At 68.7% G+C, this 25,389-nt stretch carries 32 protein-coding genes; 18 read left to right on the top strand and 14 right to left on the bottom strand.

The window, feature by feature from the left end:
- The first annotated feature begins 68 nt into the window (after positions 1–68).
- The 3 genes from ACIPV2_RS08505 to ACIPV2_RS08495 all read left to right on the top strand — a co-directional run bounded on the left by ACIPV2_RS08505 (position 69) and on the right by ACIPV2_RS08495 (position 1,969).
- Entirely contained in the window at positions 69–848 is a 780-nt protein-coding gene (locus ACIPV2_RS08505; RefSeq protein WP_400840278.1) for an NAD(P)H-hydrate epimerase, read from the top strand.
- A gap of 10 nt (positions 849–858) precedes the next feature.
- Entirely contained in the window at positions 859–1,554 is a 696-nt protein-coding gene (locus tag ACIPV2_RS08500; protein ID WP_400840276.1) for a DUF433 domain-containing protein, read from the top strand.
- A gap of 133 nt (positions 1,555–1,687) precedes the next feature.
- Positions 1,688–1,969: a hypothetical protein gene (locus tag ACIPV2_RS08495; protein WP_400840274.1), complete on the top strand. Its 282-nt coding sequence runs from the start codon at positions 1,688–1,690 to the stop codon at positions 1,967–1,969.
- Positions 1,970–2,026: 57 nt separating this feature from the next.
- Here the strand turns inward: ACIPV2_RS08495 and ACIPV2_RS08490 are convergent, their stop codons facing one another.
- The gene (locus ACIPV2_RS08490; RefSeq protein WP_400840272.1) at positions 2,027–3,523 is read right to left on the bottom strand and encodes a SulP family inorganic anion transporter; all 1,497 of its coding nucleotides are present in this window, start codon (positions 3,521–3,523) and stop codon (positions 2,027–2,029) included.
- A gap of 167 nt (positions 3,524–3,690) precedes the next feature.
- Between ACIPV2_RS08490 and ACIPV2_RS08485 the strand changes: the two genes are divergently transcribed.
- Both ACIPV2_RS08485 and ACIPV2_RS08480 read left to right on the top strand, forming a co-directional pair.
- Positions 3,691–4,149 (top strand): nucleotidyltransferase domain-containing protein, encoded by a 459-nt coding sequence (locus tag ACIPV2_RS08485; protein ID WP_400840270.1) that lies wholly within the window; start codon positions 3,691–3,693, stop codon positions 4,147–4,149.
- Between the two features lie 14 nt (positions 4,150–4,163).
- Positions 4,164–4,481, top strand: coding sequence for a DUF86 domain-containing protein (locus ACIPV2_RS08480; protein WP_400840268.1), 318 nt, complete (start codon positions 4,164–4,166; stop codon positions 4,479–4,481).
- 15 nt (positions 4,482–4,496) lie between these two features.
- On the opposite strand, the gene ACIPV2_RS08475 is transcribed toward ACIPV2_RS08480, so the two are convergent.
- Positions 4,497–4,871: a DUF4186 domain-containing protein gene (locus ACIPV2_RS08475; protein WP_400840266.1), complete on the bottom strand. Its 375-nt coding sequence runs from the start codon at positions 4,869–4,871 to the stop codon at positions 4,497–4,499.
- Positions 4,872–4,966: 95 nt separating this feature from the next.
- On the opposite strand from ACIPV2_RS08475, the gene ACIPV2_RS08470 reads away from it, so the two are divergent.
- The gene (locus tag ACIPV2_RS08470; RefSeq protein WP_400840264.1) at positions 4,967–5,203 is read left to right on the top strand and encodes a DUF3072 domain-containing protein; all 237 of its coding nucleotides are present in this window, start codon (positions 4,967–4,969) and stop codon (positions 5,201–5,203) included.
- A 39-nt stretch (positions 5,204–5,242) separates the two neighbouring features.
- Here the strand turns inward: ACIPV2_RS08470 and ACIPV2_RS08465 are convergent, their stop codons facing one another.
- The 6 genes from ACIPV2_RS08465 to ACIPV2_RS08440 all read right to left on the bottom strand — a co-directional run bounded on the left by ACIPV2_RS08465 (position 5,243) and on the right by ACIPV2_RS08440 (position 11,569).
- The gene (locus ACIPV2_RS08465) at positions 5,243–5,452 is read right to left on the bottom strand and encodes a hypothetical protein (RefSeq protein ID WP_400840262.1); all 210 of its coding nucleotides are present in this window, start codon (positions 5,450–5,452) and stop codon (positions 5,243–5,245) included.
- A gap of 250 nt (positions 5,453–5,702) precedes the next feature.
- The gene (locus tag ACIPV2_RS08460; protein WP_400840260.1) at positions 5,703–5,927 is read right to left on the bottom strand and encodes a helix-turn-helix domain-containing protein; all 225 of its coding nucleotides are present in this window, start codon (positions 5,925–5,927) and stop codon (positions 5,703–5,705) included.
- Positions 5,927–6,412 carry a DUF2975 domain-containing protein gene (locus ACIPV2_RS08455; RefSeq protein WP_400840258.1) on the bottom strand — a complete coding sequence of 162 codons (486 nt, stop codon included), beginning with the start codon at positions 6,410–6,412 and terminating at the stop codon, positions 5,927–5,929. Before ACIPV2_RS08455 ends, ACIPV2_RS08460 begins: the two co-directional genes overlap by 1 nt.
- A 291-nt stretch (positions 6,413–6,703) precedes the next feature.
- Positions 6,704–8,266, bottom strand: coding sequence for an SDR family oxidoreductase (locus ACIPV2_RS08450; protein WP_400840256.1), 1,563 nt, complete (start codon positions 8,264–8,266; stop codon positions 6,704–6,706).
- Positions 8,267–8,963: 697 nt separating this feature from the next.
- Positions 8,964–11,141 carry a malate synthase G gene (locus tag ACIPV2_RS08445; RefSeq protein ID WP_400840254.1) on the bottom strand — a complete coding sequence of 726 codons (2,178 nt, stop codon included), beginning with the start codon at positions 11,139–11,141 and terminating at the stop codon, positions 8,964–8,966.
- Complete coding sequence (locus ACIPV2_RS08440; RefSeq protein WP_400840252.1) at positions 11,138–11,569, bottom strand: heme-binding protein; 432 nt, start codon at positions 11,567–11,569, stop codon at positions 11,138–11,140. The genes ACIPV2_RS08445 and ACIPV2_RS08440 overlap by 4 nt, the downstream gene beginning before the upstream one ends.
- A 79-nt stretch (positions 11,570–11,648) precedes the next feature.
- Here ACIPV2_RS08440 and ACIPV2_RS08435 point away from each other — a divergent pair, with 79 nt between their 5' ends.
- The 10 genes from ACIPV2_RS08435 to ACIPV2_RS08390 all read left to right on the top strand — a co-directional run bounded on the left by ACIPV2_RS08435 (position 11,649) and on the right by ACIPV2_RS08390 (position 20,068).
- A complete protein-coding gene (locus ACIPV2_RS08435; RefSeq protein WP_101187884.1) occupies positions 11,649–12,467 on the top strand; it encodes an IclR family transcriptional regulator in 819 nt (272 codons plus the stop codon).
- Between the two features lie 62 nt (positions 12,468–12,529).
- The gene (locus tag ACIPV2_RS08430) at positions 12,530–13,105 is read left to right on the top strand and encodes a PadR family transcriptional regulator (protein WP_400840250.1); all 576 of its coding nucleotides are present in this window, start codon (positions 12,530–12,532) and stop codon (positions 13,103–13,105) included.
- A 23-nt stretch (positions 13,106–13,128) separates the two neighbouring features.
- Complete coding sequence (locus tag ACIPV2_RS08425; protein WP_400840248.1) at positions 13,129–14,772, top strand: ABC1 kinase family protein; 1,644 nt, start codon at positions 13,129–13,131, stop codon at positions 14,770–14,772.
- 145 nt (positions 14,773–14,917) lie between these two features.
- On the top strand, positions 14,918–15,130 hold the full coding sequence (locus ACIPV2_RS08420; RefSeq protein WP_400840246.1) for a heavy-metal-associated domain-containing protein: 213 nt from the start codon (positions 14,918–14,920) through the stop codon (positions 15,128–15,130).
- Positions 15,127–15,765, top strand: a complete 639-nt coding sequence (locus tag ACIPV2_RS08415) for a YdhK family protein (RefSeq protein WP_400840244.1) — start codon at positions 15,127–15,129, stop codon at positions 15,763–15,765. The genes ACIPV2_RS08420 and ACIPV2_RS08415 overlap by 4 nt, the downstream gene beginning before the upstream one ends.
- Positions 15,766–15,819: 54 nt before the next feature.
- Positions 15,820–18,081: a heavy metal translocating P-type ATPase gene (locus tag ACIPV2_RS08410; RefSeq protein WP_400840242.1), complete on the top strand. Its 2,262-nt coding sequence runs from the start codon at positions 15,820–15,822 to the stop codon at positions 18,079–18,081.
- Between the two features lie 23 nt (positions 18,082–18,104).
- Entirely contained in the window at positions 18,105–18,233 is a 129-nt protein-coding gene (locus tag ACIPV2_RS08405; protein WP_400840240.1) for a hypothetical protein, read from the top strand.
- A 75-nt stretch (positions 18,234–18,308) separates the two neighbouring features.
- Positions 18,309–18,623 carry a metal-sensitive transcriptional regulator gene (locus ACIPV2_RS08400; protein ID WP_400840238.1) on the top strand — a complete coding sequence of 105 codons (315 nt, stop codon included), beginning with the start codon at positions 18,309–18,311 and terminating at the stop codon, positions 18,621–18,623.
- Positions 18,624–18,699: 76 nt separating this feature from the next.
- Positions 18,700–19,086: a helix-turn-helix transcriptional regulator gene (locus ACIPV2_RS08395; RefSeq protein WP_101187893.1), complete on the top strand. Its 387-nt coding sequence runs from the start codon at positions 18,700–18,702 to the stop codon at positions 19,084–19,086.
- Position 19,087: 1 nt separating this feature from the next.
- Positions 19,088–20,068 carry an SRPBCC domain-containing protein gene (locus tag ACIPV2_RS08390; protein ID WP_400840237.1) on the top strand — a complete coding sequence of 327 codons (981 nt, stop codon included), beginning with the start codon at positions 19,088–19,090 and terminating at the stop codon, positions 20,066–20,068.
- A 25-nt stretch (positions 20,069–20,093) separates the two neighbouring features.
- On the opposite strand, the gene ACIPV2_RS08385 is transcribed toward ACIPV2_RS08390, so the two are convergent.
- Genes ACIPV2_RS08385 through alr form a run of 3 tightly spaced genes read right to left on the bottom strand, consistent with a single transcriptional unit; the run spans position 20,094 to position 22,563 of the window.
- Positions 20,094–20,477: a MauE/DoxX family redox-associated membrane protein gene (locus tag ACIPV2_RS08385; RefSeq protein ID WP_400840234.1), complete on the bottom strand. Its 384-nt coding sequence runs from the start codon at positions 20,475–20,477 to the stop codon at positions 20,094–20,096.
- A complete protein-coding gene (locus ACIPV2_RS08380) occupies positions 20,474–21,520 on the bottom strand; it encodes an ATP-grasp domain-containing protein (protein ID WP_400840232.1) in 1,047 nt (348 codons plus the stop codon). The genes ACIPV2_RS08385 and ACIPV2_RS08380 overlap by 4 nt, the downstream gene beginning before the upstream one ends.
- The gene (alr, locus tag ACIPV2_RS08375; RefSeq protein WP_400840230.1) at positions 21,517–22,563 is read right to left on the bottom strand and encodes an alanine racemase; all 1,047 of its coding nucleotides are present in this window, start codon (positions 22,561–22,563) and stop codon (positions 21,517–21,519) included. The genes ACIPV2_RS08380 and alr overlap by 4 nt, the downstream gene beginning before the upstream one ends.
- Here alr and ACIPV2_RS08370 point away from each other — a divergent pair.
- Together ACIPV2_RS08370 and ACIPV2_RS08365 are read left to right on the top strand one after the other, a co-directional pair.
- Positions 22,562–22,753, top strand: a complete 192-nt coding sequence (locus ACIPV2_RS08370; RefSeq protein ID WP_400840227.1) for a hypothetical protein — start codon at positions 22,562–22,564, stop codon at positions 22,751–22,753. The genes alr and ACIPV2_RS08370 overlap by 2 nt on opposite strands.
- 70 nt (positions 22,754–22,823) lie before the next feature.
- Positions 22,824–23,855 (top strand): mechanosensitive ion channel family protein, encoded by a 1,032-nt coding sequence (locus ACIPV2_RS08365; RefSeq protein ID WP_400840225.1) that lies wholly within the window; start codon positions 22,824–22,826, stop codon positions 23,853–23,855.
- Between the two features lie 4 nt (positions 23,856–23,859).
- Here ACIPV2_RS08365 and ACIPV2_RS08360 read toward each other — a convergent pair whose 3' ends face one another.
- The 3 genes from ACIPV2_RS08360 to ACIPV2_RS08350 are packed head-to-tail and all read right to left on the bottom strand — an operon-like array spanning position 23,860 to position 25,374.
- Positions 23,860–24,240 carry a hypothetical protein gene (locus tag ACIPV2_RS08360; protein WP_400840223.1) on the bottom strand — a complete coding sequence of 127 codons (381 nt, stop codon included), beginning with the start codon at positions 24,238–24,240 and terminating at the stop codon, positions 23,860–23,862.
- Between the two features lie 35 nt (positions 24,241–24,275).
- Positions 24,276–24,575, bottom strand: a complete 300-nt coding sequence (locus tag ACIPV2_RS08355; protein ID WP_400840221.1) for a DUF503 domain-containing protein — start codon at positions 24,573–24,575, stop codon at positions 24,276–24,278.
- 22 nt (positions 24,576–24,597) lie between these two features.
- A complete protein-coding gene (locus tag ACIPV2_RS08350; RefSeq protein ID WP_400840219.1) occupies positions 24,598–25,374 on the bottom strand; it encodes a ribonuclease H in 777 nt (258 codons plus the stop codon).
- Positions 25,375–25,389: the final 15 nt, after the last annotated feature.

Genomic DNA, 25,389 nt, shown 5'->3' with positions numbered 1-25,389 from the left:
ATGCACTGACGGCGCCTCCGCGCTCTACGTCCTCCGGGGCCGCGAGCGCCTCACCAGCGAATCCAGCCGTGCTTCGCGCAGATAATGCGGCCGCTGCGCCGCCCGGCGCGGAGTACCGTGAGCGCATGGCGCCGACCGTTCCCACCTTCACCGCCGCGCAGGTGCGCGCAGCGGAGGCGCCGCTCCTCGCCGCCGGTGTTCCGCTCATGCGCCGTGCGGCGGCCGCGCTTGCCGAGGTGATCGCCGAGCAGAACCCGAAACGGATGCTCGTGCTGGCCGGTGCAGGCGACAACGGCGGCGACGCGCTGTTCGCCGCCGCAGACATCGCCGCCCGCGGTGTGCCCGTCGACGTCCTGCGCACCGCCGAGCGTGCCCACGCCGAGGCGCTGCGGGCGGCGACGGATGCCGGCGCACGCAGCATCCGTCTCGCCGATCTCGACCCGGCCGCCTACGACGTCATCGTCGACGGCATTCTCGGCATCGGCGCGCGCGGCGCGTTGCGGGGCGCGCCCCGCGATGCGGTGACCGCGCTGCTTCCGGCATCCGCTGTCGTCATCGCCGTCGACCTGCCCAGCGGTCTCGACGCGGACACCGGCGCCGCCGACGAGGTCGTGCTCACCGCGACGACGACGGTGACGTTCGGCGCGGTCAAGGCGGGCCTCACTCGCGGCGAGGGGCCGCGGCTGAGCGGGCGCATCGTGCTGGTCGACATCGGGCTGGAACTCGATCCGGCGGATGCCGTGGGCGAGGCGGCCGTGGCTGAAACGTGTCGACGGGCCTTGCACTCCCCGCTCGATCCTCTGCGGCCGCGGCGAACGACAGACGTGGGAGATCCTTGCGACGTCTGAACCTGCTGTCATGATTGAGCGCATGGCCGTATCCATGCTCGATCGCGCGATCTACTCCTATTCGGATGTTGATCGTCTCGTCGGTGTCCGCGCGGGGACTTCCCGCAGGTGGCTTGAGGGGTACAGAAGGTCGGGCAAGTTCTACGAACCCATCCTGCGTGAACATCCGACCGGTGTCGATCAGGTCACATGGGGAGAGATGGTCGAGGCTCGACTGCTTGCCGAGTTTCGCGATCGTGCTGTGACCGTTCAGCGGCTTCGCCCTGCTGTTGAGCTTCTGCGTGAAGAGTTCGGTCGTTATCCACTGGCGCAGGCGCATCCCTTCCTCGACGTGGAAGGCAGAGAGCTGGTGAGAGTCGTGCAGGAGAAGGTCGGTCTCGACCGGTCGCTGCAGCTCGTGGTCATCCGCAACGGCCAGAGCATGATGGCGGACGCGACGGAGCGCTTCCAGAAAGCTGTGCAGTACAACGACCATGGCGTGGTCAGCCGGTTCCTGCCCGACCCCCGCACACCAGAGGTCCTCATGGACCCAGGGAGGACATTCGGACAACCGGCGATTCGAAGCGTTCGGACCGAGGTCCTCGCCGAGAACTACCGAGCTGGAAGCAGTCGCGAAGAGCTCGCGGACCTTTACGAGCTCTCACTTGCGCAGATCGATGAAGCGATCAGATTCGAGCTCATCGCGGGGACTGACAGGGCGGCATGATGACGCCCGCGTTCTCACCTGGGTATTTCGCAGATGAGAACGCGCTGGGCATGGCTAAGGTCCTCGCGAGCATGGGCAGGGACGACTTCGTGTACCCCGGGCACCATAGCCTTCCCGAAGTTCCCATAGGGGCGTGGACCTCGAGTGGATGCCGATCATCGGCGCTCGCGGGCTGATCGTCATCACCCGCGATCGGCGGATTCGGACTCGTCCCGCCGAACTCATGGCGTATAGGGAGAGCGGAATTCGATCAGTATGGATCGGCGCGAAGAAGGATCTCAGGCCGCAAGATCAAGCCGCCCTGTTCCTGGCCAATGAGGATCACTTGCGCAGACAGATCATCAAACTCGGCGGCGGCCCTTGGGCGCTGTCGATGTCCGTGAACGGTGTGCGACCCCTGCATCTGCCGAGCTGAGTCTTTCTGCACCTGTGAAGCGTTCCTGAACTCTTCCACAGCTTCCGTGGTTCGGGCCTACTCGAACCCGCCGCTCAAGCGTCCGTGGAACGCCCCGCTCGCGGCATCCATCCCCACGATCTCGACCGACTTCCCGTATGCGGCGTACTTCGTCTCGATGGCATCCAGCGCGGCGACGGTCGATGCGTCCCACACGTGCGATCCGGAGAGGTCGATCACGATTCGGTCGGGATCGGAAGAGTACGAGAACAGCGTCGTCAGGTCGTTGCTCGACGCGAAGAACAGCTCACCGGTCACGGTGTAGGTCGCCACACCGTCCGAGACCACGCGGGTCACGTCCACCAGGTGCGCGACCCGCCGCACGAACAGCACCGACGCCACGAGCACGCCGCCGACGACGCCGACGGCGAGGTTGTGGGTGAGCAGCACGAGCACGACGGTGGAGACCATCACGAAGGTCTCGCTTTTGGGCATCCGCTTCAGCGTCGACGGACGCACGCTGTGCCAGTCGAACGCACCGATCGCGACCATGATCATCACCGCGACCAGCGCCGCCATCGGGATCGTCGCGACGAAGTCTCCGAACACGACCACGAGCAGGAACAGGAAGACGCCCGCGCAGAACGTCGAGATGCGGGTGCGCGCGCCCGACTCCTTGACGTTGATCATCGTCTGGCCGATCACCGCGCATCCGCCCATGCCGCCGAAGGCGCCCGACAGGATGTTCGCGACGCCCTGCGCCCATGCCTCGCGGCCCTTGCGCGAGTGGGTGTCGGTGATCTCGTCGACGAGCTTCGCGGTGAGCAGCGACTCCATGAGCCCGACCAGCGCGACTGCGAGCGCGAACGGCGCGATGATCGTGAACGTCTCCCAGGTCAGCGGCACGGTCGGGATGAACAGCGACGGCAGGCTGCGCGGCAGCTCACCCTGATCGCCCACGGTCGGCACGGCGATCGCGAACGCGAGCACGACGCCGGTCACGATCACGACCGAGATCAGCGGCGCGGGGATCGCCTTCGTGATGCGCGGCATGACGACCATCACCGCGATTCCCAGCGCGACCAGCGGATACACCAGCCATGGCACGTCGATCAGCTGCGGAAACTGCGAGCTGAACACGAAGATCGCCAGCGAGTTCACGAACCCGACCATCACGCTGCGCGGGATGAACCGCATCAGCCTCGCGACCCCGACCGCCCCGAGGATCACCTGGAACACCCCGGCGAGGATCACCGTCGCGATGAAGTAGTCGATGCCGTATGTCGGCGCCACGGGGGCGATCACCAGCGCGACCGCCCCGGTCGCCGCCGTCACCATGGCCGGTCGTCCACCAAGGAACGCGATCGACACCGCCATGATGAACGACGAGAACAGCCCCACCTTCGGATCGACTCCGGCGATCACCGAGAACGCGATCGCCTCGGGGATGAGCGCCAGGCCGACGACGAGTCCGGCGAGAACTTCGCGGGTCAGCATCCGCGGGCTCTTCAGCGCGGTCAGAACCGTCGGGTTCGGGCGATAGCGGGCGGGGTCATCGACGGATGCGGTGGACATGAGGCTCCTGAGCACGCCTCGGAGAGGGATGAGGCAGACGTTCCAGAGTAGAGCGGATGCCCGGGATCGGCGATCACGAGAGCTTCGTCGCAATCGCCCCTTTCCTAATTGACCCCATCGCCGGCAGAAAATGTACGATTATCTGTACATGATCGAAAGGGATGCGCATGGACGTCATGCCTGTCGCGGAAGCGCGCGCCGGGCTGTCCCGGATGCTCGCCGACTTCCGTCGTGACGGCGACCTCGAGGTCGTCATCGGATCCCACCGTCGTCCGGAAGCCGTCGTCATGCCCTTCGCTCGGTATCGTCGACTGGCCGATCAGCCGAAGCGCCCCACGGTGGGACTGAGACGCTTGCGCGAGCTCAGACCGGTCATCGTCCGCCTTGCGGAGGCATCCGGCCTCTCGGACGTCCGCGTGTTCGGCTCCGTCGCCCGCGGTGACGAGAATTCCGGCAGCGATGTCGATCTGCTCGTCACGCCGCGGGACGGAGCCACGCTGTTCGATGTGGCGCAGTTCGAACTCGATCTGGAGCTGATCCTCGAAGTCCCCGTCTCCGTCGTCTCATTGTGCGCACTCGATGCCGAGCGCGATGCGCGGATGCTGCACGACGCGGTGCCGCTGTGAGAGGCGCAGATCGAGTGCGGCGCTGGCTGAGCGATCTGGACGCGACGCTCGATCAGGCGGCGCGGCTGAGTGAGCGAGGGGCCGACGCCTTTCACCGTGATCCCGCCCTGCCGCTCGCATTCGAAGCGCTGGTCAATCGTGTCGGGGATCTCGCGAAGCGCCTGACCGCAGCGGATGAGGCTCGCTTCTCCGACCCGCTGTGGCGCGCGGCTGCGCGCACCCGCGATTTCGTCGTACACCACTATGACCGGGTCGATGCGGACCTGCTGTGGCAGACGGTGACGGTCAGCTTTCCGCAGCTGCGCGCGCTGATCCGCGATCAAGAGCAGTGAGGCTGGCCGGCCCGCTCACGGCGGTGGCGTCTTCGGCAGGTACTCCAAGACGATCCACCGGGTGATCGCCTCCACGATGTACGCGCGCTCGCCGTCGGTGAGCGCGTGCCCCTTCGGGACGCTGTGCCAGCGCGACAGACAGGTGCGGCAGCAGGTGGCGGTCGCGTGCTGCGCGACGAAGACCGGATGCCCGCGGTACGGCGTCTGCTTGCCGTCGTTGCGCGGCTCGGCGGGTGCGAGCCGATCGTCGATGATCTCTCTGGCATGACGACGAACGGTCTCGATGCCACGCAGATCGACGATCGCTCGGTCGCGTCCGCGCAGGTGGAAGCGCGCCCGGAACGGATGCTGGCCGATACGGCGCAGCCGGGCATCCAGGTCATCGCTCATCACCGTCATTGTGGCGGAAGGCACCGACATTGGCCGGGGAGACGTCGATTGTCAATCCCGCTCTCAGCGTTAGCGGAGCGGCGTACGCTCGGCGCATGTCCGACATCAATGAATCCGAAGAGACCATCGGCGCCGAAGATCCGCAGAACCCCGCCGCGAAAGACCCATCCGACTGGGTGACGGGCGACGAGCCCATGACGGCACCCCAGCAGAGCTACCTCGACACCCTCGCGCGCGAGGCCGGCGAGGAGCTTCCCGCTGATCTCACGAAGGCTCAGGCATCCGAGCACATCGAACGCCTGCAGCAGAAGTCGGGTCGCGGCGCGTCGTGAGTCCCGGGCCGGAGCACGGGTGCGCGCGGCGACGCCGCATCAGTCGATGTTCGTGTACTTCTCGCCGAAGTCCTGCTGCTCTGCCGCCCTGCGGTCTCGCATCTGCTCGTCGCGGGTCGGTGCGCGGTCGTCAGGGCGGTCGGCGTCAGCGGCTCCGGATGCCTGACTCGCGTCGTCATCCTGGCTGAGGTCGGGGTCATTGCCCTCGGGCTTCATCGGGTCGGTGGGAAAGGGCGTGGGGTCGGACATCGCGGCTCCTGTCTGTCAGTGGAGTTCAGCGTGTCATCCCGGGGATGCACTCCGGATGCCCGTTGACAAACCCTCTCGGGTGATGGGGCGCGTTTCGACTCGCTGGCGCTCGCTCAACGACCGGGGGGCTGCGATGGGGCGCGTTTCGACTCGCTGGCGCTCGCTCAACGACCGGGGGGCTGCGATGAGGTCGAGGGTGCTCAGGGGTCGGCGGTGATCAGGGGCCGGGGTGCTGAGGAAGCGGAGGTGCTCAGAAGGTGTCCGAAGCGTCGTCGGGTACCCAACGCAGCAGGTCGCCCGGCTGGCACTCGAGGGCCTCACACAGGGCATCCAGCGTGGTGAAGCGCACCGCCTTCGCGCGGCCGTTCTTCAGCACCGCGAGGTTGGTCGGGGTGATGCCGATGCGGTCGGCGAGTTCGCCGACGCTCATCTTGCGGCGGGCGAGCATCACGTCGATGTCGACGATCACCGGCATCAGATCACCTCGCCCAGTTCATCGCGCAGGGTGCGCGCCTCGGCGTCGCGCTCGATCGCCTGGCGCAGCAGAGCCTTCATCACGACGACGAGCAATGCGAAGCCGGCGAGCACCAGCCCGGCGCCGGCGATCAACCCGACGACCCCGGGTGCGATCTCGCCCGGCGCCAGCAGCGCGGCGAGAGCGAACGCCAGCGCGGCAGCCACCGTGATCGCGCCGATGATCACATCGACGTACCGGAACGACGAGTCCTGGAAGATCGAGCCGCGGCGCACACGCGTCAGCAGCACCCACACGGAGACCGCGAAGACCTGCATGGTGAGAACACCGAGCGCTGCGATGCCCACGAACGCGATGCGTCCCCACAGCGCCTCGCCCTCGAGGTCTCGCCAGACCGCCGGGAGGATCATCACCTGCACGACCAGCGAACCCGCAAGGGCGAGCGCGATCCCGATGCGCAGGGCGAGGATGGTTCCGTTTCGCATGGCTGCACCTCTCGTTGATTGACGATGAGAATCTATCGTTAATCGTTCGATGGTGCGAGCGGTTCGGAACTAACGCTCGTCACAAGTAGGCGACCAACCCGAGGTAGGCCGATTCTCGCGAAGTTCACCTGTGCTCGTGCGTTCGCCTACGTCCATGCGGCTGGAGTGCGGCGGGGCGGGGGCAATGGGCACGGTGTTGGGCGCTCAGTACGTCCGCGCGGCGAGAGCGCAGCGAGAGCGCGGTGGCAGGCGCTTAGTACCCAGGCACGTGCGTCAGCAAGGCGGCGCTCGTCACCGAGAGCCGCCATGCTCAGCCTCGGCCGTGATGCGGGCGGCCATCCCCGTGAAGATGAAGCCGTGGAACGGCAGCACCGCCAGCCAGTACAGCCGGCCGAGCAGGCCCCGCGGGAAGAAGACGGCGCGCTGCTCGTACCGGGTGCCGTCGGCATCCGGAACAGCGCGCAACTCCAGCCACGCCGAGCCCGGCACGATCATCTCGGCGCGCAGCCGCAGCAGCCCGCCGCGGGAACCCGAGTCGAGCACGAGAGGCTCCTCCACCGCCTCGACGCGCCAGAAGTCGACGGCGTCACCCGGACGCACACTCGAGCGGCTGCGCCGCCCCCGACGCAGCCCGACCCCGCCGATCACGCGGTCCATCACCCCGCGCACCGCCCACAGGAACCGCGACGAATACCAGCCGTTCTCGCCGCCGATCCCCGTGATCACGCGCCACACCTCGGTCACCGGCGCGGTCGTGTGCACCGACCGCTCGTCGGTGAACACCGTGCGGCCGGCCCAATCCGGGTCGCTCGGCAGCGGATCGCTCGGAGCGCCCGACACCTCGGCATCCTGCCAGCTGGTCTCGACGCCATCGGCATCCACCCGGCCCAGCGCGAGAGCCACCGCTCGGCGATACGGCGTGAGACCGCCCTCCGGGCGGGGGATCAGGTCGTCGATCGCGTGGTTCTTCATCACGCACTCGTTCTGCAGCGACTCGACCAGCGGTCGCGCGATCGAGCGCGGCACCGGCGTGACGAGGTTGACCCAGTGCGATGCCAGCCGCGGGGTCAGCACCGGCAGCGACGCGATCGCGCGCTGCCGCAGCCCCGCCTCGAGGGCGTAGCCGTTCATCATCTGCCCGTACCGCAGCACGTCCGGGCCGCCGACGTCGACCGCCGCATTCACTGACTCGTCGACGCGTGCCGCGCCCAGCAGGTAGTGCAGCACGTCGCGGATCGCGATCGGCTGGATGCGATTGCGCACCCACTTCGGCGCCGGCATGTACGGCAGCACGTCGGTCAGGTGCCGGATCATCTCGAACGACGCCGACCCCGACCCGATCACGACACCGGCCTGCAGCACCAGCGTCGGCACACCGGACTCGAGGAAGATCTCGCCCACCCGCACCCGCGACCGCAGGTGCGGTGACAGCTCGGCATCGTCCGGATGCAGCCCGCCGAGGTACACGATCCGGCTCGCGCCGGCCGCGGCCGCGGCATCCGCCACTGCTTCGGCCGCCGCGGTGTCCTGCTTCTCGAAGTCCTTGCCGCCGGTCATCGAGTGCACCAGGTAGTAGACGACGTCGACGTCGCGCATGGCGGCGGCCACCGCATCCCGATCCTGCGCCTCGCCCTCGACGATCTCGACGTCGCGACCCCACGCGAACGACTGCGCGCGCGCCGCATCTCGCGCCAGCACCCGAACCCGGTACCCGGCGTTCAGCAGCCGCGGGGTGAGGCGCCCGCCGATGTACCCGGTCGCACCGAACACCAGCACGCGGGGCGCCGAGCCGTCGTCTCGCGGAATGGCGCGCAGCGCCGGTTCGCGCCCGGTCGGGGCGGTGAGCTCGCTCATGAGACGACAGTACGTCTCGTCGGAACGCTGTGGCAGAAGGGTTGACGCCGGCGCCAGCGTCTGCCAGCCCCTGTGCCGCCGTCGCCGCTCATCCCAGGCGCCGCTCATCCGAGGTAGGCGAACAACCCGAGGTAGGACGCATTCGGCCAGGAATCTCCGACGCTCGCGTGTTCGCCTACCTCCGCGCGGCACGGCACCGGGGAGGGCGGATGCCAGGGAGCCGCGTTCCCCCTGCGCCGCTCACTCGGCGTAGGCGAACAACCCGAGGTAGGACGCATCCGGCCGGGAAACTCCGACGTTGGTGCGGTCGCCTACCTCCGCGCGGCCGGGCCGAGGGGAGGACGGATGCCAGGAAGGCGCGTTCCCGCCTGCGCCGCTCATCCGAGGTAGGCGAACAACCCGCGGTAGGACGCATTCGGCCAGGAATCTCCGACGCTCGCGTGTTCGCCTACCTCGGTGCGGTCGGGCCGAGGGGAGGACGGAAGCCAGGAAGCCGCGTTCCCGCCTGCGCCGCTCACCCGAGGTAGGCGAACAACCCGAGGTAGGACGAATCCCGGCGGGAATCTCCGACGCTCGCGTGTTCGCCTACCTCCGCGCGGCCGGGCGCGACGCGCGTCGGGACCCCTCCTGGCACGGCACCAACCAGGTAGGGGGAGCGAATGCCACAGCATCCGCCCCCCGAAACCTCGAACCAGGGTCAGGCCGAGGCCTGCTCGGCCTTCTTCTCGCGGCGCAGGCCGTGCAGCAGCGGTTCGGTGTATCCGCTGGGCTGGGCTGCGCCCTCGACGATCAGGCGACGGGCGGCGGTGAACGCGATGCCCGGCTTCTCGCCCTCGGCGAAGGCGAGCTTCTCGTAGTTCGGGTCTCCGGCGTTCTGCTCGTCGACGACCACGGCCAGGCGGCGCAGGCTGTCGTCGATCTGCTCTTCGGTGATCACTCCGTGGGTCAGCCAGTTGGCGAGGAGCTGGCTCGAGATCCGCAGGGTCGCGCGGTCTTCCATCAGGCCGACGTCGTGGATGTCGGGCACCTTCGAGACGCCGATGCCCTGGTCGATCCAGCGCACGACATAGCCGAGGATCGACTGCACGTTGTTGTCGATCTCCTGCGCGACGACCTCCGAGGTCAGGTCGCCTTCGCCGGCCAGCGGCGGAACCAGCAGCGCGTCGAGCGCGTCGTCACCCGTGGGGGTGAGGGTCGCGCGCACGGCCATCGGGTCGACCTGGTGGTAGTGCAGGGCGTGCAGAGTCCCGGCGGTGGGCGACGGCACCCAGGCGGTGGATGCCCCCGACTGCGGGTGCGCGATCTTCTTCTCGAGCATGTCGTGCATGAGGTCGGGCTCGGCCCACATGCCCTTGCCGATCTGCGCGTGACCGTCGAGGCCGGCCTCCAGCCCGATCGAGACGTTGCGGTCCTCATAGGCCTTCATGAACGGCTGCTGCTTGATCAAAGCCTTCGGCAGGAAGGGGCCGGCGTGCATCGAGGTGTGGATCTCGTCGCCGGTGCGATCGAGGAATCCGGTGTTGATGAAGGCGACGCGGTCGGATGCCGCGGCGATGGCGGCCTTGAGGTTCGCCGAGGTGCGGCGCTCCTCGTCCATGATGCCGATCTTCATCGTGCGCGCGGGCAGACCGAGCAGCTGCTCGGCGCGGGCGAACAGCTCGGCGGCGAACGCGACCTCTTCCGGGCCGTGCATCTTGGGCTTCACGATGTACATCGAGCCGGTGCGCGAGTTGGTGCCCTTGTTCGGGCCCTCGAGCTCGGGCAGCGAGCCGAGCGAGGTCATGATGGCGTCGAGGATGCCCTCGAACACCTCCTCGCCGTTGCGATCGAGCACGGCGGGCGTGCGCATGAGGTGGCCGACGTTGCGGATGAACAGCACCGCGCGGCCAGGCAGGGTGATCTCGCCGCCATCGGCGGTGGTGTAGACGCGGTCGGCGTTCGGCACACGCGTGAAGGTGCGCCCGTTCTTGGTGACCGACTCGCTGATCGAGCCGTCCATGAATGCGCGCCAGTTGCGGTAGCCGAGAGCCTTGTCCTCGCCGTCGACGGCGGCAACGGAGTCCTCGAGGTCGAGGATCGTCGTGATCGCCGATTCGAGGATGATGTCCTGCACACCTGCGGCGTCGGTCGCGCCGATGCGCCCGGAGCGGTCGATGACGATCTCGGCGTGCAGGCCGTGGTGCACGAGCAGCACGGCGGCCGGGGCATCCGCTTCGCCGGTGTATCCGACGAAGGTGTCGGGGTCGGCCAGCCGGCGGTCGCCACCCTCGGTGCGCACGATCAGCCCGTCGGCGTCCACGGCGTAGGCGGTGGCATCGCGGTGCGAGCCCTCGGTGAGCGGCGCGATCTCATCGAGCAGCTCGCGGCCTCGCTCGACGACCGCAGCGGCCCGCGCGACGTTGAACTCCTTGCCGGGCGCCAGCTCACCGGTCTGGTCGATCGCGTCGGTGCCGTACAGCGCGTCGTACAGCGAACCCCAGCGGGCGTTCGCGGCGTTGATCGCGAAGCGGGCGTTCAGCAGCGGCACGACCAGCTGCGGGCCCGCCATGGTGGCGATCTCGGGGTCGACGTTCTCGGTGGTCGCCGACACGTTCTCGGGCACCGGAACCAGGTAGCCGATCTCGGTGAGCAGGGCGCGGTAGGCGTCCTTGTCGGGAACGCCCGGGTTGGCGCGGTGGAACTCGTCGATCTTCTGCTGCAGCTCGTCGCGCTTCGCAAGCAGCTCTGCATTGCGAGGGCCGAGTTCGTGGATGATCGCACTGGCGCCGCCCCAGAACTCGTCGATGTCACGCCCGCTCTCGGCGAGCGCCGCCTCGGCGAACTCGACGATGGGAGCGGCGACCGAGAGATCGGCGCGACTGAGGTGCGAGGTCATAGTTCCATTCCTTCTGTTCGAGCGCCGATGCGGCGCAGGGTCTCCAGGGCGATCTCCGCGTCCTGCGCGGGGGTGCCGCCGGCGACCCCGAGGCCGCCGGCATGCTCGTCGCCGAAGTAGATGGGGACGCCGCCGTCGATCGTCGTCAGCTGGCCGCCCGTGCCGAGCGGCAGCGCGACGGCGAAGGCCTCGGGGATCAAGCCGGTGCGGCGGCGGGTGGATGCCGAGGTCGCGGCCTTGCGCCGACTGGTCTCGACGCTGTGCGGCGTCGCGCCGTCGGCCATGCCGAAGGCGATCACCGTCATCGTCGGGTCGGCCACCGCCACCACGGGGCGGACACCGCGTTCGGCACCGATCTGCATTGCGAGGTCGACCGCCTGTGCCGCCGTGGCATAGGTGATGGCGACGATCCGGCGCGTGGTCGTCATGTCATTCCCCTCCAAAAGTGCAGTTCCAGATTAGGCACGGGTGCACCTTTTGGAGCAGCGATTTCATATGATGGAACTCATGGAGGGAACAGCTGCAACCCCAGGCCGACGCACCCCGACCACCGGCGTGACGCCGGCCGGGACGGTGCAATCCGTGGCGCGTGCCTTCTCACTGCTGGAGGCGCTGTCAGCATCCGGAGGCGAAGCCTCGCTGGCATCCATCGCCGCCCGCACCGGACTCGCGGTGCCGACCGCGCACCGTCTGCTCGGCACGCTCAACCATCTCGGCTACGTGCGGCAGCTGGAGGACCGCCGCTACGCGCTCGGCGCGAGCCTGATCTCGCTCGGCAGACACGCCGTGCCGCCGCTCGCCGACGCCGCCCAGCCGCTGCTGCGCCGGCTCGAGGACCGGTTCCACGAGACGGCGAACTTCGCCGTGCTCGACGGCGACCTCGTGCTGTACGCCGGGCAGGTCGCCTCTCGCCAGCGCATGCGCATGTTCACCGAGATCGGCCGGCGCGTGCTGCCGCACTCGACCGGCGTCGGGAAGGCGATGCTTTCGACCATGCCTGAACGCCAGGTGCGTGCACTGATCACGCGCACCGGTCTGCCGCGCTTCACGCCGCAGACCATCACCGACGAAGAGGCGTTCATCACTGACCTGCGCCGTGCCCGCGGACGCGGCTTCGCCGCCGACGACAGCGAGCAGGAGGTGGGCGTGCGCTGCATCGCCGTCTCGGTGCAGGGGCTCGGCCAGCCCGCCGCCGTGTCGGTTTCGGGTCCCGCGGCGCGGATCACCGATGCCACGGTCGTCGAGGTCGTGCGCGCGCTGCGCGAGGCGGCTGCCGAGCTGACCGAGCTCGCGGCGGAGCGCGGTGGAGCGGATTCACAGCCCTGACCCCTTGCCGAACGACAGTAAGCGACATATCGTTAACCATCGTTCAACAACAGGAGGTCATCATGAACGGATCGTTCCCCTCCAGTGGGTTCAACTTCGGCTCCAGCAACGGCGCGGGCAATCCGCTCGCCGGCGTCTGGGAGGCCGTCGAGCAGCTGCGCAGCGGATTCGAGCAGCGCAGCGGCGGCTCGCGTATGGCGCGCGGTGACGTGCGCTCGGCTGTCATCTCGCTGCTCGCTGAGTGGCCGATGCACGGCTACCAGATCATCAGCGAGATCGGCGAGCGCTCCGGCGGAGCGTGGAAGCCCAGCGCCGGCTCGGTCTACCCGACCCTGCAGCTGCTCGCTGACGAGGGTCTCATCACGGCCGACGAGCAGGGCGGACGTAAGACGTACTCGCTCACCGACGCCGGTATCGCCGAGTCGGAGGCGCTCGCCGCCAAGCCCGCCCCGTGGGAGAGTGCCGGTCAGCGCGGCGGTGCGCAGAGCCACCTCGGCGGCCTGCCGAAGGCGGGCATGGAGCTCGCCAGTGCGACCGCGCAGCTCGCGCGCACGGGCACACCCGAACAGGTCAAGGAGGGCGTCGAGATCCTCGAAGACGCCCGGCGTAGGCTGTACGCGATCCTCGCCGAGGGGTGACCGCGCCAGAAGGGGGTTCGGGTATGCACCGGACTCGCTATCGCCGCATCCTGCGCTTCGCCGCACGCGCGTTCGCGCAGATCTGGTGGTTCGAGCTGGTGCTGCCCCGCCTCGGGTTGGGTCGCGTCGCCGATCAGACTCGGGATGCCCGGATGCTGCGCCTCGCGCGCCGCTTCCGGGCGCTCGCCGTCGAGCTCGGCGGACTCATGATCAAGGTCGGGCAGTTCATGTCGTCGCGCCTGGACGTGCTGCCGCCGGAGATCACCGCTGAGCTCGCCGATCTGCAGGATGAGGTGCCTGCCGAGAGGTTCGAGGACATCCGCGCGGCGGCCGAGGCCGAGCTCGGGATGCCCCTGGCTGAGGCCTTCACGTCCTTCGACCCGGAGCCAGTGGCCGCGGCATCCCTCGGTCAGGCGCACCGCGCCACCCTCTCGGCGACCGACGCCGCCGACACCGGCCTCGACCGGGTGATCGTGAAGGTGCAGCGCCCGAGCATCGACGAGATCGTCGCGGTCGACCTCGCGGCCCTGCGCCGGGTGTCTCGCTGGGCCCAGCGGGTGCGCGCCGTGGCATCCCGCGTCGATGCGCCCGCGCTCGTCGAGGAGTTCGCTGCGACCTGCCACGAGGAGATCGACTACCTGCACGAGGCCGCCAGCGCCGAGCGCTTCGCTGCAGATTTCGCCTCGGATGCGCGGGTCGGAGCCCCCGCGGTCGTGTGGGAGCGCTCGACGCGCAAGGTGCTGACGCTTGAAGACGTCACCGCGATCAAGATCAGCGACCTTACGGCGCTGCGCGCGGCCGGGATCGACCCCGCGGACGTCGCGCAGGTGTTCGCCCAGGTGATGCTCGACCAGGTCTTCACGTACTCGTTCGTGCACGCCGACCCGCATCCCGGGAACGTCTTCGTGACGCCCCTCGAGGGGCGCGATTGGCGCCTCACCTTCATCGACTTCGGGATGATGGCCGAGGTGCCCGACGGCATCCGCGGCGGCCTGCGCACGCTGGTCATCGCCGTCGCGTCACGCGACAGTCACGGCCTCATCGTCGCGGCGCAGCAGATCGGCGTGCTGCTGCCGTCGACGAACACCGCCGAGCTCGAACGCGCGCTCACCGTGCTGTTCGCCCGGTTCGGCGGCATGGGCTTCAACGAGCTGCGCGACGTCGACCCGCGCGAGCTGCAGCGGTTCGGCATGGAGTTCGGCGAGACCGTGCGGTCGCTGCCCGTGCAGTTCCCCGAGAAGCTGCTGCTGCTTCTGCGCGCGGTGTCGCTCACCTCGGGCGTGTGCAGCGCGCTCGATCCGGCGTTCAACATCTGGGAGCCGGTCGAGCCGTACGCCACCAAGCTGCTGCGCGACGAGAGCGGCAACCTCATGCAGGACGTTCGCGACCAGGCGATGACGAACATGTCGACGCTGTGGCGCCTGCCCGCCCGCGTCGACGGAGTTCTCAACCGGCTCGACTCGGGGTCGCTCACCTTCGACATCTCGAGCCTCGAGCTGCGCCTCGACCGCATCATCCGCGTCGCGTATCGCGCAGTGTCGGCTGTGCTGTTCGGCGGGATGCTGATCGGCGGCGTGCTGCTGCTCGAGCCGACATCCGGGTGGGGCGTCGGTCTGATGTGCGCCTCGGTCGTGCCGCTGCTGCACGCGGTGTTCGGGAAGCGCTGAGGCGAGCCCTCTCGGGGGCCCGCACCCGCGGAAGCAGGCCATCAGGGCATCCGATCGCATCCGTCTTTCCGGCCTATTGGAATACCCCCCTCCGGTATACGTTATAGTCGATGCATACCCACCGGGGGTATGAGAGGAGAGTGACATGGCAACCAGCGAGTACCAGGTGACCGGAATGACGTGCGGGCACTGCGAGATGTCGGTGCGCGAAGAGGTCAGCGAGATCGACGGCGTGCAGAACATCCAGGTGAGCGCCCAGACCGGCAAGCTCGTGGTCGACAGCACCGATGAGATCGATGACGCGGCGGTGCTCGCCGCCGTCGAGGAAGCCGGATACACGGCGGTTCGGTCAGCATGAACGCGGCGGGGCGGATCGCGATCTACGGAGCCGGACTCGTCGTCGCCTTCGGCGGCGCATACGCCCTGGCGAGCGTCGTGGTTCCGCCCTCTGTCGTCGCGGCCTGGCAGGAGGAGGCGATGGGCGATGGGCACAACGCAGAAGGAGGCGACGGTATGAGCAATGCAGACGACCACAATGACGACGGTGCGATGGCGGGACACGACCACGCACCCGACGGCGGCCCGGCGCCGGACGGCATCGCCGCAGCGGCCGATCCGACCTTTCCGGTCGGGTCGAAGGTGCGGCTCACGGCGGATCACATGCCCGGAATGGAAGGCGCGGAAGCGACGATCTCCGGCGCGTTCGACACCACGACGTACTCCGTGACCTATACGCCGACCAACGGTGGCGACCCAGTTGTCGATCACCGCTGGGTCGTGCATGAGGAGCTCGAGAACCCGGGCGATGCTCCGCTGGCGGACGGCACCGAGGTGGTGCTGACGGCAGACCACATGCCGGGGATGAACGGAGCCGACGCGAGCATCTTCAGCTCGACCTCGGAGACCGTCTACATGGTCGACCTCGAAGTGGACGGCATGAAGATGACCAACCACAAGTGGGTCGTCGAAAGCGAGATCCAGCCGCTTCCCTGAGTGGACGACTGGCCCTGGGCACGACCTGACACGAGCAGCGAAAGAAGGAATGTGATGAGCACCACCGCGTCCACTGGTTCCAGCGTGGAGCTGGAGATCGGAGGGATGACGTGCGCGTCGTGCGCCATGCGCATCGAGAAGAAGCTCAACAAGCTCGACGGAGTCTCGGCAACCGTCAACTACGCCACGGAGAAGGCGAAGATCACCGTCCCAGCGGGTTACGACCCGTCGGAGCTGATCGCGGAGGTGGAGAGAACCGGCTACAGCGCCGCACTGCCCGCGCCGAAGCGGTCGGCTGCTGCGCCTGCCGGCGGTGACGACGCCGACCCCGAGCTCGCGTCTCTGCGCACTCGCCTGCTCGTATCCATCGCGCTGACGGTGCCGGTCATCGCGATGTCGATGATTCCGGCGCTGCAGTTCACCTACTGGCAGTGGGCTTCGCTCGCGCTGGCGGCACCGGTCATCGTGTGGGCGGCTCTGCCCTTCCACCGTGCAGCGTGGGTGAACCTGCGCCACGGCGCGGCGACCATGGACACTCTCATCTCGATGGGAACACTGGCCGCGTTCCTGTGGTCGCTGTACGCGCTGTTCTTCGGAACCGCGGGCGTACCCGGCATGACCCACGGCTTCGAGTTCGCGCTCGCGCCCTCGGACGGCGCCGCGAACATCTACCTCGAGGTCGGGGCCGGCGTGACGATGTTCATCCTCGCTGGTCGCTACTTCGAGAAGCGCTCCAAGCGACAGGCAGGTGCTGCGCTTCGTGCTCTCTTGGAGCTCGGCGCCAAGGAGGTCTCCGTCGTCCGGGGCGGGTCCGAGGTGAAGATCTCGGTCGACGACCTGCAGGTGGGCGATGAGTTCATCGTCCGCCCCGGTGAGAAGATCGCCACAGACGGCATCGTGGTCTCCGGCACCTCCGCTGTCGACGCGTCGATGCTCACCGGAGAGTCCGTCCCGGTGGAGGTCGCGGAAGGCGACGCGGTGACGGGCGCCACCGTGAACGCCGGCGGGCGCCTGGTTGTGCGAGCAACTCGTATCGGTTCAGCCACGCAGCTCGCCCAGATGGCCAGACTCGTCGAAGACGCTCAGACGGGGAAGGCGGAGGTTCAGCGCCTCGCCGACCGTGTCTCCGGCATCTTCGTGCCGGTCGTGATCCTCATCGCGGTGATCGCGCTGGGTGCGTGGCTGGGAGCAGGATTCCCCGTCGCCGCCGCCTTCACTGCGGCCGTCGCCGTCCTGGTCATCGCGTGCCCCTGCGCGCTCGGGCTCGCCACGCCGACCGCCCTTCTCGTCGGCACCGGCCGCGGCGCGCAGATGGGCATCCTGATCAAAGGGCCCGAGGTCCTCGAATCCACCCGCAAGGTCGACACCATCGTGCTGGACAAAACGGGCACCGTCACCAGCGGCAAGATGACCCTCGTCGATGTCGTCGCCGAGCCCGGTGTCGACGCAGAGGAGCTGCTGCGGCTGACCGGGGCGCTGGAAGACGCTTCAGAGCACCCCATCGCTCAGGCCATCGCCAAGGCCGCGACGCAGCAGAGTGGCACGCTGCCGGCCGTGGAGGGCTTCTCGAACATCGAGGGCAAGGGCGTCCAGGGCGTCGTCGAGGGGCGCGCCCTGCTCGTCGGGCGAGAGTCCTTTCTTGAGGACTGGTCTCTCCGGCTGAGTGCTCCGGTCGCGCTCGCCAAGACCGAGGCGGAAGAGGCCGGAAAGACCGTCGTCGCGGTCGGCTGGGACGGCGAACCTCGTGGCGTTCTCGTCGTCGCGGACACCGTCAAGCCCACCAGTGCGGAGGCGATCCAGCAGATGAAGTCGCTGGGGTTGACGCCCGTGCTCCTCACCGGCGACAACCGCGCCGTGGCTCACCGCATCGCCGAGGAGGTCGGCATCGACGAGGTCATCGCCGAGGTTCTCCCGAAGGACAAGGTCGACGTGGTCTCGCGCCTTCTGCGCGAGGGCAAGGTCGTCGCGATGGTGGGCGACGGCGTCAACGACGCTCCCGCCCTCGCGCAGGCAGATCTCGGCCTGGCGATGGGCACGGGCACCGACGTCGCCATCGAGGCATCCGACATCACCTTGATCCGTGGTGACCTGCGCAGCGCCGTCGACGCCATCCGGCTGTCTCGCAAGACGCTCAGCACGATCAAATCGAACCTGTTCTGGGCCTTCGCCTACAACGTGGCGGCCATTCCTGTTGCCGCCCTCGGCCTGCTGAATCCGATGCTCGCCGGAGCCGCCATGGCGCTCTCCAGCGTCTTCGTCGTGGGCAACAGCCTTCGGCTGCGCGGCTTCACGAGCACCGCGACACCGACAACCTGACCCCCAACCGAAAGGAAGAACCCATGAACACCACCGAGCACACCGAGCTCCCCGTCGTGCAGTCCGGCAGCTGCTGCAGCACGGCCGCACCCGAGACGGCATCATCGTCCGAGCCCACGACCGACTCGAGCTGCTGCAGCAGCAAGAACTGATGCCTGATGCCGCCCCGCACGAGACGTGCGGGGCGGCATCGCAGCATCCTCGCCTCCGAACGACAAGGATCGGCCATGACCGATATCGCAGACCACGCTGACCACACCCATCACGGCTACATCACCGAGAAGGACAGGTACCTCAACCGGCTGAAGCGCATCGAGGGTCAAGCGCGCGGCATCTCTCGGATGGTCGACGACGAGAAGTACTGCATCGACATCCTGACCCAGATCAGCGCTCTGAAAAGCGCTCTCGACGCTGTTGCCCTCGGACTTCTCGACGACCACCTGACGCACTGCGTTGTCGATGCAGCCCGCGAAGGTGGCGCGGCGGCCGAGATCAAGATCAAGGAAGCCAGCGACGCCATCGCTCGACTCGTTCGGTCCTGATACATTCCGGCGTCCGCCTGGCGTCCGACACCAAAGCTCTTGACACGGGCATCCGCTCGTCCTAACGTACAACCAAATGGTTGTACAAACAGAACTCAGCGAAGCGGAGATCGACCGTGTGTTCCATGCGCTCGCGATCTCGACCCGGCGTGACATCCTGCGCCGGACGATCGAGCGCGAGCAATCCGTCTCCACCCTCGCGAGCGACTACGAGATGTCGTTCGCGGCGGTGCAGAAGCATGTCGCCGTCCTCGAAGAGGCCGGCCTCATCGTCAAGCGCGCCGAGGGACGCGAGCGGCTGGTCCGCGCGAACCCCGAGATGATCGCCCGCGCGCGGGCGCTTCTCGCCCGATACGAAGAGCTCTGGCGAGCACGCATCGCCCGGCTCGATGACCTGCTGGCGAGTGGTTCGACAGGCTCACCAGCCCAAGAAGACCCCGAAAGCCCCGTCAAAGGAGACTGAAATGCCTGTCACCGACATCATCACCGACCACGAGAACCTGACGATGACCGTCATCGCCGATCTCGCCGCCCCCATCGAACGCGTCTGGAGCGCCTACAGCGATCCCGAGCAGCTCGGCCGGTTCTGGGGCCCTCCCGGATGGCCGGCGACCTTCACCTCGTGGCACCACGAGGTCGGCGGCCGCGCCACCTACACGATGCACGGACCCCGCGGCGAGAAGGCATCCGGGTACTGGGAGTTCCTCGCCATCGAGCATCCGCACCGCTTCGAGGTGCTCGACGGCTTCGCTGACGAGCAGGGCGACCCGAACGACGACCTGCCCACGATGCGCATGGAGTTCACCTTCGAGCCCACCGCCACGGGCACCCGCATGCGCAACACCAGCCACTTCGTCTCGCTCGACGCGCTCGAGCAGATCGTCGCCATGGGCGCCGTCGAGGGCACCCGCATGGCGATGGCGCAGCTGGATGCCGTGCTGCAGGACCTGCGCGAATACGCGCAGGGCAAGGGCACCCGGGTCGAACTGCTCGACGACACGCACGTGCGCATCACCCGCCTCGTCGAGGGCCCGCGCGAGCTGGTCTGGCGCGCCTACACCGAACCCGAGCTGATCAAGCGGTGGATGCTCGGACCCGACGGCTGGGAGATGACAGAGTGCGTCGTCGGCAACGAGCCCGGCGAGACGTTCCGCAACTCGTGGGCGCCCGTCGGCGACACCGAGGGCGAGCCGTTCGGGTTCGAGGGCGAGACGCTGCTCGTCGACGCGCCGCGTCGCGCGGTGACGACCGAGCGGATGCAGGGCACCGACGGTCCCGAGACGCTGAACGACCTGAACCTCTACGAGGAGGACGGCGCGACGCTCGTCACGGTGCTCATCGAGTACCCCGATAAGGAGACCCGCGACATGATCCTCGCCACGGGCATGGCCGACGGCATGGAGGCCTCGTACCAGCGGCTCGAGTCGTCGGTGCTCAGCGTCTGAGCTCGGCGGAGCGGATCGGGCTCGATCAGCCGCGGCGGGTGCTCCACAGCGCGAGCCAGACGAGCACCGGCTGGAAGAACAGTCGCGCGAAGCGCTTCATGTCGGTGTCGAGCCCGAATCCGTCGCGGTGGTGGGTCCACTGCGAGACGTTTCCGGGGAAGATCGCGAGGAAGAACAGCGCGGTCAGCACGCCGACCAGCCGGCGGCGGCGCCACGCGAACAGCAGCGCGGTGCCGAGGCCGACCTCGACGACACCGGATGCCACGACGGTGGTGTCGGGATCCAGCGGCACCCACTCGGGCACCTGCGCCTGGAACTCCTTGCGTGCGACGGTGAGGTGGCTGACGCCGGCGAAGGCGAGGAAGCCACCGAGGGCGATACGGGAGAGCATGCGAGCGGGTGACGTCATGCCCCGATGGTACGCGCCGTGCGGATGCCGGGGCCGGTCCACCGGTCATCGGCAGAGCGCCCGGATGCCCGGGCTGCTCGACGCACGAGCCCGTCGAGCAGCTCGTCGTACGAGGTTCCCGCCGCGCTGACCAGCCGAGGGAAGTGAGATTCGCGTCGCAGGCCCGGCATCGTGTTGATCTCGTTGAGCACGACCCCCTCCGCCGTGACGAAGAAGTCGATCCTCGCCAGCCCCGCCACCCCGACCGCTTCAGCCACGCTCAGCGCGGCAGCCTGCAGGTCGTGCAGGATCGGCGCGGGGAACGTGGCGGGGATCTCCAGCCAGCCGCCTGCGCCGGAGTACTTGTGGTCGTAGCTGAAGGCGGTCTCTCCCTCGGGGAGGTGCACGAGCGAGCCGCCCGTGGCGCGCAGTGCGTGCTCGCTCCCGTTCCAGACGCCCACGCTCACCTCCGCCCCGCGAATCAGCGGCTGCAGCAGCACCACCGGATCCAACTCGAAGGCGACGTCGAGCGCTGCACGCAGCTCCCGCAGCGACGACACCACCGCGACTCCGACGCTCGATCCACCGGCATCGGGCTTCACGATCAGCGGCCAGTCCGCGACGCGGGCGAGGGCGGCGGCGTGCAGATCGGGGTCGGCGAGATACGACGACCTGCGCAGCACTCGGGTGGGGATCGTCGGCACACCGCCGCGCACGGCTGCGCGGGCCGTCGCGAGCTTCGACATCCCGACCCGGCAGGCGGCCGCCGAGCATCCGACATAGCGAATGCCCCTGGTCTCGAGCTCGTGCTGCAGTCCGCCGTTCTCGCCCCACCCGCCGTGCAGCACCGGGAAGACGACGTCGTCCGGTTCGAGCTCGTCGAGGATGTCGGAGGCGGTGAACGCGGTGTTCACACCCTCCATCCACCACATGCCGGCGCGGTCGATGCGGATCGGCATGACCGGATGCTGCGTCGCGAGCGACTCCGCGACATCGGCGCCGGATGCCAGCGAGACCTGGTGCTCGGTGCTCTCACCGCCGGAGAGGACGATGACCCGGCTCATGCCCCGACCTCCGTCCGGGCGACGCGCGGACCGATCGCGGTCAGCACCTCCTGAGGGATCGTGCCCACGGCAGAGGACCACTCCGCAAGAGACGGCTCTCCCCGAGCCGGATCGCCGAGCAGCACCACACGGTCGCCGGCGGTCACCGGCGCGTCACCCACGTCGATCACCGACTGGTCCATCGATATCGCGCCGATGAGCGGAAAGCGCCGACCGCCGACGGCCACCGTCATGGATCGCTCGTCGCCGGACGCGCGACGCGAGATGCCGTCGGCGTATCCCACCGGGATCAGCGCCAGCCGGGTCGCGGAGGCGATCGCCGTCTGCCCGTAACCGACACTCTCGCCCGGGAGCACGTCGCGCGTCTGGCTCACCCTGGTCTCCCATCTCGCGACCGGCGCGAGCTCGAGCGGACGTTCCGGCACGGGTTCGACGCCGAAGAGGCTGGCCCCCAGCCGCACCAGATCGAGACGCGTCCGCGGGTCGACCGCCGCCGCACGAGAGGCGGCGGCGTGGCTGCGCACTAGCAGTCCCGCCGCGCGGGCCAGCTCGACGGCATCCGCGAGATGCGTCAGAGGCGCGCTGAACTGCGCCGGCGATATGCCCGAGAGGTGGGTCCATACCCCGACGACTCGAACGAGACCGGATGCCGCGGCCGCCGCCGCCATGTCGAACAGCTGCTGCCATTCGGCGCGGGGAGCTCCGGAGCGGTTCATGCCCGTCTCCACCTCGATCTCGACCTCGGCCACGACGCCCAGCGCGGCCGCCGCTTCGACGATGCTGCGCAGCTGGGGCGTGGACGTGGGCGACAGGCGCACGTGCGCGGCGACCGCTGCGCGGATCGGAGCGTCGTCGTGCAGCATCCACGCCAGGATCGGCGCCTCGATGCCTGCACGACGCAGCTCGATCGCCTCGGCGCAGGTGGCGACACCGAGCTCTGTCGCGCCGCCGGCGAGAGCGGCACGAGCCGCGCGCGCGGAGCCGAGGCCGAACCCGCCGGCCTTGACGACCGCCATGACGGGCGACGTGCAGACTTCGCGCATGCGGGAGGTGTTCGCCTGGATCGCCGCGGTGGACACCGCGAGCGAGGAGGGACTCGACCCTGTGGCGCTCGCCGTGGAGAGCGCTGCAGGGTGGGTTTCGGAGAGGACTGCTGCCATGTTCCCAGTTCACGCGACCGGCCAGGTCGGCTGCATCGGCGCAGCGGCGTACTGGGGTCATCCGCTCGGATGATCTCGCCCTGGCCGACGGGCCGGTCACCGCGCACTCAGGAAGGCCCCGGAGCGCCGCCTACGGTGGAAGGATGCTCGATTGGACCTCGTGGACCGGAACCGCCGTCGCCGTCGGCATCGCCCTGGTGGCGGCGACCGCCGCCGTGCTCGCTCCGCACACCATCACGTCGCTGCTGGGTCGCAGGGCCGCCTGGATGCGCGACCTCTACCGCCGTGCGCGCCGCCCGTGGGCGGTGGTCGTGCTCATCGTCGCGCTCTGGATCGCCGCAGCGGTCACGCAGCCCGCGCGCGAGGAGTGGTGGCCCGGCGTCTCGCACATGCTGCTGATCGGCACGATCCTCACCGGAGCCTGGCTGCTCGGCACGGTCACCTCGTTCGCCTTCGAGGGACTGCTCACGCGTGAGAAGGTGACGTTCTCGGGCGCCGACCTGCGCCGCCGCCGCACGCAGATCCTCATCATCCAGCGGCTCACGGTCGTCGTCATCGTGGTGATCGCGGTGGGGATGGCGCTGTTCTCGTTCCCGGCCCTGCGCGTGGTGGGCACGAGCGTGCTGGCATCGGCGGGCATCGTCTCGGTGATCGCAGGACTCGCGGCGCAGTCGATCTTCGGCAACCTCATCGCCGGCATCCAGATCGCCTTCACCGACTCGATCCGCGTCGGCGACGTCGTCGTGATCGACGAGCAGTTCGGCCGGATCGGCGAGCTGAACCTCTCGTACGTGGTCGTCTACCTCTGGGACGAGCGCCGCCTCGTCATCCCGTGCAGCTACTTCACGACCAACGTCATCGAGACGTGGACCCGCCGCTCGGATGCCATCCTCGGGACCGTCTTCCTCGACCTCGACTGGCGGGTGCCGATGGATGCCGTGCGCGCCAAGTTCGACGAGATCATGGCCGCCTCCGAGGCGTGGGATCACCGCAGCAGCGGGGCGGTCGTCACCGATTCGCAGGGAGGCTTCGTCACCGTGCGCTTCACGGTCTCGGCGAAGGATTCGGACGACCTGTGGACCCTGCGGTGCGCGGTCCGCGAGCAGATGATGACCTGGCTGCAGCAGGAGCATCCGGACGCGCTGCCACGCACGCGCGTCTCGCTCGAGAGCTGAGTCGTCAGCCGCGCGTCGAGCGCAGAGCCAGCAGCACCAGCACCGGCTGCAGGAACAGGCGCCCGAACCGCTTCATCTCGGTGTCGAGCCCCGGCGCGCTGCGGTGATGCGTCCACTGCGAGACATTGCCGGGAAAGACCGCGACGAAGAACAGCGCGACGAGCCGGCCGAGGCCGCGCCGGCGCCGGCGGGCGAGCAGCAGTGCAGTCCCCAGCGCGATCTCGACCCAGCCGGATGCCACCACGGTCGTGTCCGGATCCCCCGGAATCCAGTCGGGCACGGCGACGCGGAACCCGCGCCGCGCGAACGTGAGGTGCGCCACTCCGGTGAAGAGCAGGACCCCGGCGAGGGCGATGCGGGTGATCGTCTGTGGAACGGAAGCCATTCCGCGAGTGTACGCAGGCCCCGCAACCCGCGGCTTCACTCATCCCCGCTGAAGTGCAGGCCCCGACGCGCGGAGAGCAGGTCGATCTCGGGATGCTGCTCGACCAGCATCCGTTCAGCCTGATCGAGCACGTCGCGCACGTGCGAGGCGTGCGCTGCGACGACCGAGAGGCCGATCATCGTCCGCCGGTGCAGGTCCTGCAGGCCGACCTCGGCGACGGCCGCCTCGGTGCGCCGGCTGAGATCGGCGATGATCGGCCGGATGATGCTGCGCTTCTGCTTCAGCGAATGGACATCGCCGAGCAGGATGTCGAACTCGATCCAGCCGATCCACATGGCGTCAGTCTGACACGCCCACTCAGATCAGGCGCCGCAGCGCCTCCTCAAGCGAGATGCCCTGCGCGTCGGCGCGGTCGCGCAACCTCGCGTGCTCGGCTGCCGTCAGCGAGACAGTCAGCTGGAGTGGGCCGGATGCCTGGGTTCCTGAGCCCGCCCTCTGGGTTCCTGAGCTCGCCCTCTGGGTTCCTGAGCCTGTCGAAGGATCGTCCAGTCCGTCGAGCAGATCGGCGGGCTCGGCCCAGAGCAGCGCTTGGGGAGCCGAGGCGTGCGCCGGAGCCGAGGCGGCAGCGGAGACGGCCATCGCGCCCGCGAGGGCGGCGCCCGCATCCGCGGCGGAGACGAACCCCGGCCCACGGCGCGGTTCCCGCTTCTCCTTGTACGCGGTCGCCGCTGCGTTCGCGCGCTGGTCGGCGGCTTCGTTCAGCGGATGCCCGGCATGCCCCTTCACCCACGAGAACTCGACGTCGCGGCCGCGCATCGCCTCGTCGATGCCCTCGAGCAGGTCGCGGTTCAGCACCGGAGCGCCGTCGGCCTTGCGCCAGCCGCGACGCTTCCATCCGGGCATCCATTTGGTCACCGAGTCGATGACGTAGCGCGAATCGCACTCGATGACGAGCGTCTCGTCGACGCCGGCGGTCGCGCGCAGCAGTTCGAGCACCGCCTGCAGCTCGCCCTGGTTGTTGGTGCCGTGCGGCGAGCCGCCCGCGGCCCAGCGGTCGTCGTCGATGTACCAGGCCCAGCCGTTCGGACCCGGATTGCCGAGGGCGGAGCCATCGGCGGCGGCGGTGATCGTCATCCTTCAACCGTAGGG

Origin of the sequence: Microbacterium sp. NPDC089987, assembly GCF_044748505.1 — a bacterium.
Taxonomy (GTDB): domain Bacteria; phylum Actinomycetota; class Actinomycetes; order Actinomycetales; family Microbacteriaceae; genus Microbacterium.
This window is presented reverse-complemented; position numbering and strand designations above follow the sequence as displayed.

Bases quoted from the DNA above. Each gene is read 5' to 3' on its own strand.
- ACIPV2_RS08440 (WP_400840252.1), bottom strand. From the start codon at position 11,569: ATGACGACCACGCGCCGGATCGTCGCCATCACCTATGCCACGGCGGCA.
- ACIPV2_RS08485 (WP_400840270.1), top strand. From the start codon at position 3,691: ATGGACGTCATGCCTGTCGCGGAAGCGCGCGCCGGGCTGTCCCGGATG.
- ACIPV2_RS08410 (WP_400840242.1), top strand. From the start codon at position 15,820: ATGAGCACCACCGCGTCCACTGGTTCCAGCGTGGAGCTGGAGATCGGA.
- ACIPV2_RS08350 (WP_400840219.1), bottom strand. From the start codon at position 25,374: ATGACGATCACCGCCGCCGCCGATGGCTCCGCCCTCGGCAATCCGGGT.
- ACIPV2_RS08435 (WP_101187884.1), top strand. From the start codon at position 11,649: ATGGAGGGAACAGCTGCAACCCCAGGCCGACGCACCCCGACCACCGGC.
- ACIPV2_RS08380 (WP_400840232.1), bottom strand. From the start codon at position 21,520: ATGAGCCGGGTCATCGTCCTCTCCGGCGGTGAGAGCACCGAGCACCAG.
- ACIPV2_RS08445 (WP_400840254.1), bottom strand. From the start codon at position 11,141: ATGACCTCGCACCTCAGTCGCGCCGATCTCTCGGTCGCCGCTCCCATC.
- ACIPV2_RS08355 (WP_400840221.1), bottom strand. From the start codon at position 24,575: ATGTGGATCGGCTGGATCGAGTTCGACATCCTGCTCGGCGATGTCCAT.
- ACIPV2_RS08490 (WP_400840272.1), bottom strand. From the start codon at position 3,523: ATGTCCACCGCATCCGTCGATGACCCCGCCCGCTATCGCCCGAACCCG.
- ACIPV2_RS08420 (WP_400840246.1), top strand. From the start codon at position 14,918: ATGGCAACCAGCGAGTACCAGGTGACCGGAATGACGTGCGGGCACTGC.
- ACIPV2_RS08430 (WP_400840250.1), top strand. From the start codon at position 12,530: ATGAACGGATCGTTCCCCTCCAGTGGGTTCAACTTCGGCTCCAGCAAC.
- ACIPV2_RS08395 (WP_101187893.1), top strand. From the start codon at position 18,700: ATGGTTGTACAAACAGAACTCAGCGAAGCGGAGATCGACCGTGTGTTC.
- ACIPV2_RS08450 (WP_400840256.1), bottom strand. From the start codon at position 8,266: ATGAGCGAGCTCACCGCCCCGACCGGGCGCGAACCGGCGCTGCGCGCC.
- ACIPV2_RS08460 (WP_400840260.1), bottom strand. From the start codon at position 5,927: ATGCCGGTGATCGTCGACATCGACGTGATGCTCGCCCGCCGCAAGATG.
- ACIPV2_RS08425 (WP_400840248.1), top strand. From the start codon at position 13,129: ATGCACCGGACTCGCTATCGCCGCATCCTGCGCTTCGCCGCACGCGCG.
- alr (WP_400840230.1), bottom strand. From the start codon at position 22,563: ATGCGCGAAGTCTGCACGTCGCCCGTCATGGCGGTCGTCAAGGCCGGC.
- ACIPV2_RS08475 (WP_400840266.1), bottom strand. From the start codon at position 4,871: ATGAGCGATGACCTGGATGCCCGGCTGCGCCGTATCGGCCAGCATCCG.
- ACIPV2_RS08470 (WP_400840264.1), top strand. From the start codon at position 4,967: ATGTCCGACATCAATGAATCCGAAGAGACCATCGGCGCCGAAGATCCG.
- ACIPV2_RS08385 (WP_400840234.1), bottom strand. From the start codon at position 20,477: ATGACGTCACCCGCTCGCATGCTCTCCCGTATCGCCCTCGGTGGCTTC.
- ACIPV2_RS08465 (WP_400840262.1), bottom strand. From the start codon at position 5,452: ATGTCCGACCCCACGCCCTTTCCCACCGACCCGATGAAGCCCGAGGGC.
- ACIPV2_RS08415 (WP_400840244.1), top strand. From the start codon at position 15,127: ATGAACGCGGCGGGGCGGATCGCGATCTACGGAGCCGGACTCGTCGTC.
- ACIPV2_RS08400 (WP_400840238.1), top strand. From the start codon at position 18,309: ATGACCGATATCGCAGACCACGCTGACCACACCCATCACGGCTACATC.
- ACIPV2_RS08390 (WP_400840237.1), top strand. From the start codon at position 19,088: ATGCCTGTCACCGACATCATCACCGACCACGAGAACCTGACGATGACC.
- ACIPV2_RS08365 (WP_400840225.1), top strand. From the start codon at position 22,824: ATGCTCGATTGGACCTCGTGGACCGGAACCGCCGTCGCCGTCGGCATC.
- ACIPV2_RS08500 (WP_400840276.1), top strand. From the start codon at position 859: ATGATTGAGCGCATGGCCGTATCCATGCTCGATCGCGCGATCTACTCC.
- ACIPV2_RS08405 (WP_400840240.1), top strand. From the start codon at position 18,105: ATGAACACCACCGAGCACACCGAGCTCCCCGTCGTGCAGTCCGGCAGC.
- ACIPV2_RS08360 (WP_400840223.1), bottom strand. From the start codon at position 24,240: ATGGCTTCCGTTCCACAGACGATCACCCGCATCGCCCTCGCCGGGGTC.
- ACIPV2_RS08370 (WP_400840227.1), top strand. From the start codon at position 22,562: ATGCGGGAGGTGTTCGCCTGGATCGCCGCGGTGGACACCGCGAGCGAG.
- ACIPV2_RS08455 (WP_400840258.1), bottom strand. From the start codon at position 6,412: ATGCGAAACGGAACCATCCTCGCCCTGCGCATCGGGATCGCGCTCGCC.